This window comes from Microcystis sp. LE19-41.2A (genome assembly GCF_027530405.1).
GTDB lineage: Bacteria > Cyanobacteriota > Cyanobacteriia > Cyanobacteriales > Microcystaceae > Microcystis > Microcystis aeruginosa.
The window spans coordinates 1-7,352 of record NZ_JAPZQJ010000252.1 but is presented as its reverse complement, the minus strand read 5'-3'; the positions used below and the strand labels follow the sequence as shown (position 1 = coordinate 7,352).

11 protein-coding genes are annotated in these 7,352 nt (G+C 42.2%); 4 read left to right on the top strand and 7 right to left on the bottom strand.

Annotated features, from left to right (window positions below; all coding sequences use genetic code 11):
* Together O9290_RS11175 and O9290_RS11170 are read left to right on the top strand one after the other, a co-directional pair.
* A partial coding sequence (locus tag O9290_RS11175; RefSeq protein ID WP_288087052.1) for an Rpn family recombination-promoting nuclease/putative transposase occupies positions 1 to 685 on the top strand: 685 nt, incomplete at its 5' end.
* 324 nt (positions 686 to 1,009) lie between these two features.
* On the top strand, positions 1,010 to 1,210 hold the full coding sequence (locus tag O9290_RS11170; RefSeq protein WP_002743555.1) for a hypothetical protein: 201 nt from the start codon (positions 1,010 to 1,012) through the stop codon (positions 1,208 to 1,210).
* 17 nt (positions 1,211 to 1,227) lie between these two features.
* Here the strand turns inward: O9290_RS11170 and O9290_RS11165 are convergent, their stop codons facing one another.
* The 7 genes from O9290_RS11165 to trxA all read right to left on the bottom strand — a co-directional run bounded on the left by O9290_RS11165 (position 1,228) and on the right by trxA (position 5,493).
* Entirely contained in the window at positions 1,228 to 1,686 is a 459-nt protein-coding gene (locus O9290_RS11165; RefSeq protein WP_002758047.1) for a cupin domain-containing protein, read from the bottom strand.
* Positions 1,687 to 1,734: 48 nt separating this feature from the next.
* Positions 1,735 to 2,577 (bottom strand): dihydropteroate synthase, encoded by an 843-nt coding sequence (gene folP / locus O9290_RS11160; RefSeq protein ID WP_288056060.1) that lies wholly within the window; start codon positions 2,575 to 2,577, stop codon positions 1,735 to 1,737.
* A gap of 156 nt (positions 2,578 to 2,733) precedes the next feature.
* Positions 2,734 to 3,531 (bottom strand): hypothetical protein, encoded by a 798-nt coding sequence (locus tag O9290_RS11155; RefSeq protein ID WP_288056058.1) that lies wholly within the window; start codon positions 3,529 to 3,531, stop codon positions 2,734 to 2,736.
* 160 nt (positions 3,532 to 3,691) lie between these two features.
* Positions 3,692 to 4,351: an ATP synthase subunit B family protein gene (locus O9290_RS11150; RefSeq protein WP_002758055.1), complete on the bottom strand. Its 660-nt coding sequence runs from the start codon at positions 4,349 to 4,351 to the stop codon at positions 3,692 to 3,694.
* A 36-nt stretch (positions 4,352 to 4,387) separates the two neighbouring features.
* Positions 4,388 to 4,861 carry a pantetheine-phosphate adenylyltransferase gene (gene coaD / locus O9290_RS11145; RefSeq protein ID WP_002758057.1) on the bottom strand — a complete coding sequence of 158 codons (474 nt, stop codon included), beginning with the start codon at positions 4,859 to 4,861 and terminating at the stop codon, positions 4,388 to 4,390.
* Complete coding sequence (locus O9290_RS11140; protein WP_002743550.1) at positions 4,858 to 5,142, bottom strand: DUF427 domain-containing protein; 285 nt, start codon at positions 5,140 to 5,142, stop codon at positions 4,858 to 4,860. The genes coaD and O9290_RS11140 overlap by 4 nt, the downstream gene beginning before the upstream one ends.
* Before the next feature lie 33 nt (positions 5,143 to 5,175).
* Positions 5,176 to 5,493: a thioredoxin gene (gene trxA, locus O9290_RS11135; RefSeq protein WP_288056056.1), complete on the bottom strand. Its 318-nt coding sequence runs from the start codon at positions 5,491 to 5,493 to the stop codon at positions 5,176 to 5,178.
* 357 nt (positions 5,494 to 5,850) lie between these two features.
* On the opposite strand from trxA, the gene map reads away from it, so the two are divergent.
* Entirely contained in the window at positions 5,851 to 6,696 is an 846-nt protein-coding gene (gene map, locus O9290_RS11130; RefSeq protein ID WP_288056054.1) for a type I methionyl aminopeptidase, read from the top strand.
* Positions 6,697 to 6,764: 68 nt separating this feature from the next.
* Positions 6,765 to 7,166, top strand: a complete 402-nt coding sequence (locus tag O9290_RS11125) for a universal stress protein (RefSeq protein WP_002765346.1) — start codon at positions 6,765 to 6,767, stop codon at positions 7,164 to 7,166.
* The last annotated feature ends 186 nt before the right edge of the window (positions 7,167 to 7,352 follow it).

Sequence of the window (7,352 nt, the reverse complement as noted above, 5' to 3'; positions counted from 1 at the left end):
GCCCTTTTATCTGGTAGAAGTGCAGTTTCAAAAGGATGAAGACCTATATTATCGATTATTTTCGGAACTTTTCTTATATCTTAGACAGTATAAACCTTTGTCACCGTGGCAGATAGTTGTTATTTATCCTAGCCGAGAAATTGAGCGAGAACATCCCCAGCAATTTGAAGACTTGTTATCCTTGTCAAGGATTAAAAGAATCTATCTGGATGAATTGGCAAATGACGAGACTCCTTCCTTAGCGATCGCCATGATCAAATTGGTCACTGAAAGTGAGAGTCAAGCTGTTAATTCTGCTAAGATTTTAATTAAACAGGCTCAAAGAGAACTGAGCGATCGCTTAGTGCAGAAAAATGTCATTGATTTAATCGAAACGATAATCATTTATAAATTACCCCAAAAAAGTCGAGAGGAAATTGAAGCTATGTTGGAACTACAAGACCTAAAACAAACTCGTTTCTATCAAGAAGCTTTTGGAGATGGAATTGAACAGGGAATTGAACAGGGAATTGAACAGGGAATTGAACAGGGAATTGAACAGGGAATTGAACAGGGAATAAACTTGCAAAAATTGAAAACAATTCCTCTACTGCAAGACCTCGGTTTAACCCCACAACAAATCTCAGAACGCTTAGAATTAACTCTGGACACAGTGCTTAACTATTTGGCACAACAGCAACAATAATCAATCCTGTTTAAAAAGTCTAGAAAAGCAGCAATTGCTAAGTAGTGGGCAAATGGATAGTAGCGAATCAGTGACCTTTAAGCTATCAGGGATAACTCGATGAATAACGACTTATTGACTTTTCTCTTTTGTGTTGCCCTTCTTATTCTCTATCTATTTTTTTCAGCTTTAACCGAGATGGGAACAAAATGGCCTTGGACAAAAAAATAAGAGAAATACTTATAGATGTAAATAAACATAAAATCGGGTCAGGGACTCGGTCATTGGAAAAATTCTAGAGATTTGCTATCTAAACAATTAACTCTATTGCTCTACTGATAAAATATGAAACTAATTGGTGATATTTCCCCGAGCTTAGATTTATTCTTGTTGCTTTTTTTCTGGCATTGTCTCATCGGTGCCATTGCTACAATCATCGCTATCAATAAAGGCTATCCAAGATTAAATTGGCTAATCTTCGGACTTCTGGGAGGAACCTTTACCTTTTTTATCGCTCTTTTCCTGAAAAAAAAGCCCAAAATTTAAGGGATGATATTGCTTGATTATCCTTTAATAGTTCCCATCAACACCTCTAAATCTTCTGCGTCTAACTCCTCTGGGATACCATTGCGAATTAATTCCGAAAAATCCTCATTGGGAACCATAAAACATAGTGCATAAAGTCTTCCGTCCCCCACATTTCTAATCTCGTGAATACCCGTGGGACGGACTAATAAACTATCCCCCGGCCCCAGGGGAATCGGTTTACCATCACAGATAGCCATTCCCTCCCCTTTGAGGATAAAAAACATTTCTACGGCAAAATGATGACGATGGGTAGGGGTGCGACCGTGGGGATCGAAAATTTCCACACAAACGGTCAAGGAATCCCCCGCTACGGTAGAATCGAAGACGATCGCTAAACGATTCGTATCCCCAGCACTAATGCGAAAAACTTGATAATCCCGGGGAGATCGAATCACGGGTAACATACAATGATCGCTAGTTAGTTGGCTATTCATCGCTGATTTCGATCGAAGTGTGGATGATTCTAAGACTAGCAAAAATTTTCAACTTCGCTCGATTGCGTCCACCACTTTACTCACATCTACGATCGCAGCCACATCATGGACGCGCAGGATATCGGCCCCCTTAGCGATCGCTAAAGCACAGGCCGCCGCCGTTCCGAAAACTCGTTCTTTTGGGTCATCTTTGCCTGTAATCTCGCCGATAAAGCGTTTTCTCGACAATCCAATTAAAATAGGTAAACCTAAATCCCGAAATTGCCCTAATTCTCGCAATAACTCAAGATTTTGTCGTCCAGTTTTGGCGAAACCAATCCCCGGATCGATGATAATATTTTCCCTAGCAATACCCCACTGTAAAGCTTCCTTAACGCGATTCTGTAAAAATTCTTTAATTTCCTTGACTAAATCGTCATAATGTGTTAAAGATTGCATGGTTTGCGGATTGCCCCGCAGGTGCATGAGGATGATGGGAACGGCCAATTTAGCCACCGTCGGCAATAATAGGCGATCGAAGGTTCCCCCAGAAATATCATTGATCAAATCGGCCCCAGCGGCGATACCTTGGGCTGCTACAATCGCCCTAGTGGTATCTAGAGAGATAGGAATAGAACTTTGTTGTCGAATAGCGGTGATTACGGGGATAACTCGCAATAATTCTGCTTCTAGGCTAATTTCTTGCGCTCCCGGACGGCTGGATTGACCACCGATATCGATTATATCAGCCCCAGCCTCGATCATTTTCATCGCTTGTAGCAGGGCATTTTCAACATTGTCAAATTCTCCCCCATCACTAAAACTATCGGGAGTAACGTTTAAAACACCCATGATATAGGTGCGTTTTCCCCAAGCAAAAATATGTTCACGAATTGCCGTTAAACTAGACATAATACTAAATCCGTTGAGTATAGGCTACATATCAGGAGAGGCACTCATGCACTCATGCACTCATGCAAAAGGGAGAATAAATAAAAATAATCTCCTGACTCCTGAATACTGGCTCCTGACTCCTAACTCCTGAATACTGAATACTGATGGTCATAGTTAATTTTTAGGTAGGGAAGAATCTTTTAATTCAAAATAAGCTTGTACTTCTTCTTTCCAGAGTTGATATTTTTCTTGAATTAGTTGATATTGACTGGCAAAATCGAGGTTACAATCAACGAGATTGCTATCGATCTCGGATTGCACTAATTCCCGTTCGATCAGGGTTTCTCGGATAAATTTTAAACATTCTTGTCTCAAAGCTTCCGCTTGATCAATAATTAGCTGGACTTGATTAATTGCTCGATCGTACAATGGGGTTTGTGAATGAAAAATTTCGGAAGATGCGGCCAGATTTCGCAGTCTATTTAATTGATTTTTCTTTTCTACTAAACTGGCAATTTTGGGGTTAATTTCAAAAAGTAAGGTTTTCACCAGAGGAGCCAAGCGGCGAGTGTTAGTATAATCATAGTTATTAAGGTCTGATTTAATCAGGTGTACCTGTTGTAAATCGACGGTAATATCGTGGAGTTGTATCTCGGTTTCGGTGATGGTGGGATGAATCGTTTTAACTTTCCAAGTAGTAATAGAAGTCAACTGCTGGCGCTCACTATTAACCATTTGCCGCTCCATTTTCAGCACATCGAGGGGAATGCTATAAAGTTTTTTATCGGGAATATAGATGACATCGCTACTGAGAATGCGATCGATTTTAGGACGACGATATAAATAATGATACAGGAATCGATAAAAGCTGTTACTGCCTTGAAATATCTGGACAAATAACCAAATTTTCCAGCTGAATAACCCGCTAAGAAAGCGTCCGAATAGATGGGAATTCGAGGAGGAGTTATTCATGAAATTCCGTTATCAGTTATCGGTGAGGAATCGGAGGTTTGGTTCTTTTCAGCGAGCGGTAAATAGTAAACAGTAATCAGGGATAAAGATGAAGATAACTAACTAACTAATTAACTTAAAACTTACATCTGATAACTGATAACTGATAACTGATAACTGATTAAGGACGTTCTCCGGGTAGATTTTTTGAAGATGTTGGTTTCGATCTTACCTGTTGACGACCGTTGCGAATAACTTGTAACATTTCCCCTAATTCTCGATCGAGATGTTCTAAAACCGCTTCGGCATAGTCGTCAGCGCCTTTTTGAATTTCATGACATTCAGCTTGGGTTTTTTGTCGTAACTGTTGCACTTCCTGCAAGGTGCTGTGACGCATCTGTTCGATTTCATCGAGGGTTTGTTGTTGCAAGGATTCGCATTCCTGCTGAACCCGTTGACGAATTTGGGCCGCTTGCCGTTCTGCTTGTTGAATAATACCGGACTCATCGAGAATTTGGGCGGCTCTTTGTTGAGCGGAACGAAGGACTTGTTGAGCGTATTCCTCCGCTTTAGTGATAATTTCCTGTTCTTCCTGCAAAATTGCCAAAGCTTTCTGTACTGCTGGTGGCACGGTTTCATAGATGAGATCGATCTGTTCGGATATCTGTCCCTCATCGATGATTGTCCAACGGGTGAGGGGGATATGGAAACTATCAAAAATCATCTCTTGCAGACGCGCCAGATCCTGATAGATATCGAAATCGACGGGTGGACTGGGAACCCCACTATTAGAAGTGTTAGGTACTGCTTTTCTGGGATCATTAGGTTCTCGGCGCGCCATAGGTTCAGATCGTCCTCATTACTGTATTTTAGTATGTTAGCTATAGTATGAGTAAATATCCCTAGAAACGTTTTCTGGGACTAGATGGGTGACAGAGCCACCGAATTGAGCGATTTCTTTAACCACGCTACTGCTTAAAAAACTATATTCTTTAGTGGTGGCTAAAAAAACCGTTTCGATTCCTTCCCAGAGAGTTTTATTGGTGTGTGCCATTTGCAGTTCTTTTTCAAAGTCTGAGAGAACCCGCAACCCCCGCAACAGCACCTTAGCACCTTTTAATCTGGCATATTCAACCGTCAATCCTGAAAAACTGTCTATCTCAACGTTTTTCAGGTGTTTTGTACAGTAACTGATCTGTTCTATGCGTTTTTCGACCGTAAACAGGGGGTTTTTATGGGGATTGCAGAGAACTGCCACGATTACTCGCTCGAATAGTGGCACACTGCGTTCGATAATATCTAAATGACCGAGTGTAACTGGATCGAAGCTGCCGGGGTAGATGGCGATCATTTCTCAACCTTCACACCTCGCCAAAAAGCGATATATCCTTTAATATTTTGGGCTTTTGGTTTAGGATCGGGATAATACCAAGCGGCATCTTTATTGTCCTGTCCATCTACCCTGAGAGTATAATAACTAGCCTCTCCTTTCCAAGAACAAATGGTATGGGTGTTACTGGGTTGAAAATATTCAGCTTTGATGGTATCGGGGGGAAAATAGTAGTTTCCCTCGACAATTTCGCAGTTATCGCTTTCCGCTACCACTGCACCATTCCAAATCGCCTTTGCCATGACACTAACTCCTAGTTCTGGTTCAAAATTATCTTACAACAGAGTTTGTAAATGTTGAACCAGTTGGTTAACCTGCATCACTCCCTCGATTCGATCGATCGGTTGACCATTTTTAAAGACTACTAAAGTGGGTAAAGCTTGAATACCGTACTTACTGGCTAAATTGGGATATTTGTCTGTATCAATTTTGACAATTTGTAGGCGATTTTTGAAATACATTCCCGTTTGTTCTAGAATCGGAGCCATCATTTGACAAGAACCGCACCAAGTGGCATAGAAATCCACTAACACGGGAAGATTAGTGGTTTGCAACAGTTCCTGAAAACTGGAAAACTCTTTTTTGACTGCCATAAATTGTCACCTCGCCAGAAAAATAGCCTTTTCCCTACTATAGCTTTTCTAAATGTCCCTTAGCTCTCCTGCAAAAGTAAGTTCTCGATGTGCTATCGGCTCAAAATATCTTAAAAGTCAGATAAATTTGCGATAATTTTCGGTTTTATGGCTAGTATAGTTGTCTCTTGTCTTTTTTATCCTCATCTCCCCACTCCCTTCTCCTATCTCCCTATCTCCCTATCTCCCTATCTCCCCATCTCCTGTCTCGGAGTCTCCTGTCTCCTCACCTAAGGGAAGATTTTTGATTTCTCCAGAGCAGTCATCGATCGCCGGGAAAATGCTAAGTTAAGTTAAAGACTCGACAGCCAACTGTCCATGAACATCCTAACCAAGCTGCTTTTTCCCGAAACTAAAACTCCAGAGCAAGTAGGTTCACCGCGAGTACAGAAAAGCCGCCGGGGAATCGAAACTAAATCCGCCGCAGAAATCGTTATTATGCGACAAGCGGGTAAAATTGCCGCTACAGTCCTCAAGGAAATCGCCGAGATCGCTCAACCCGGGATGACGACGGCGGATTTGGATGCCTATGCGGAAAAACGTATCCGCGAAATGGGTGCTACTCCCAGTTTTAAAGGTTATTATGGCTTTCCTGCCTCGATTTGTGCCTCCGTCGATAACGAAGTCGTTCACGGTATCCCTAGCCCGAAAAAACGCCTCAAAGCCGGTTCTGTGTTAAAGGTAGATACGGGGGCCTACTACCAAGGTTATCATGGGGATTCCTGTATCACGATCGCGATCGGTTCCGTCTCTCCCAAAGCCGAAAAATTAATCCGCGTAGCGGAAGAAGCTTTATATAAAGGCATAAATCAGGTAAAAGCGGGCAATTATCTGCTCGATATTGCAGGAGCGATCGAAGATCACGTTCAAGCTAACGGTTTCCAGGTGGTAGAAGATTTTACCGGCCATGGAGTCGGCAGAAATCTCCACGAAGAACCCTCGGTATTTAATTTTCGCACTAATGAGTTACCCAATGTCAAACTCCGCGCCGGGATGACTCTGGCAATTGAACCAATTGTCAATGGGGGATCTAAACATACCAGAACTTTACGCGATCGTTGGACGGTGGTGACGATGGATAATGCTCTCTCCGCTCAATTTGAGCATACTGTCCTAGTAACCGCCACAGGTTATGAAATCCTAACCGATCGCAATAACCTATAAAATTATCTATAGATTTTTTGCCTTGGAATCTTAATTGGAAATTTATTTAGCGGTAGGATTTAGTCAAAATGTTTAAAAATATCGTTGTTGCCTTGGATTGTGGGGAATCATCCCATCGAGTCCTCCATGCTTTGAATTCCCTTTCTCTAACGGCAAATTCTTGCATTATACTCACCCATATTCTCAGTAAGGAGGGAGATGAATCGGCAGTGGATCGCCCTCACCCCTCCCGTGAGATCATTGAAGATCAATTGCGCTGCTATCAATCCCAGATTGCTACCCCTAGTGAAATCGAGGTCATCTTTGGTGATCCAGCGGAGGAAATTATTCGTTTAGCTAATATCTATCAAGCTGATCTGATCGTGATCGGCAGCCGGGGATTAACGGGAGTTCAACGGGTGATCGAAGATTCTGTTAGTAGTCTCGTGGTGGCAGAAGCTACCTGTTCCGTATTGGTGGTAAAAGCATAGCAGCCAGCATTCAGCTAGAAAAGGTACTCTGGCAAGAGTGCCTAAGTAGGGTTTGCTGAAAAAGCTTTTCCTAGGGGCAGGGTGTGGGGTGTGGGGTGTGGGGTGTGGGGTTTTACCGATTTTCAGGTGGTCAACTACCTAATTTTCAGGGAAAAAGTACCTGAATTTTCCCCCGATCCCCGCAAT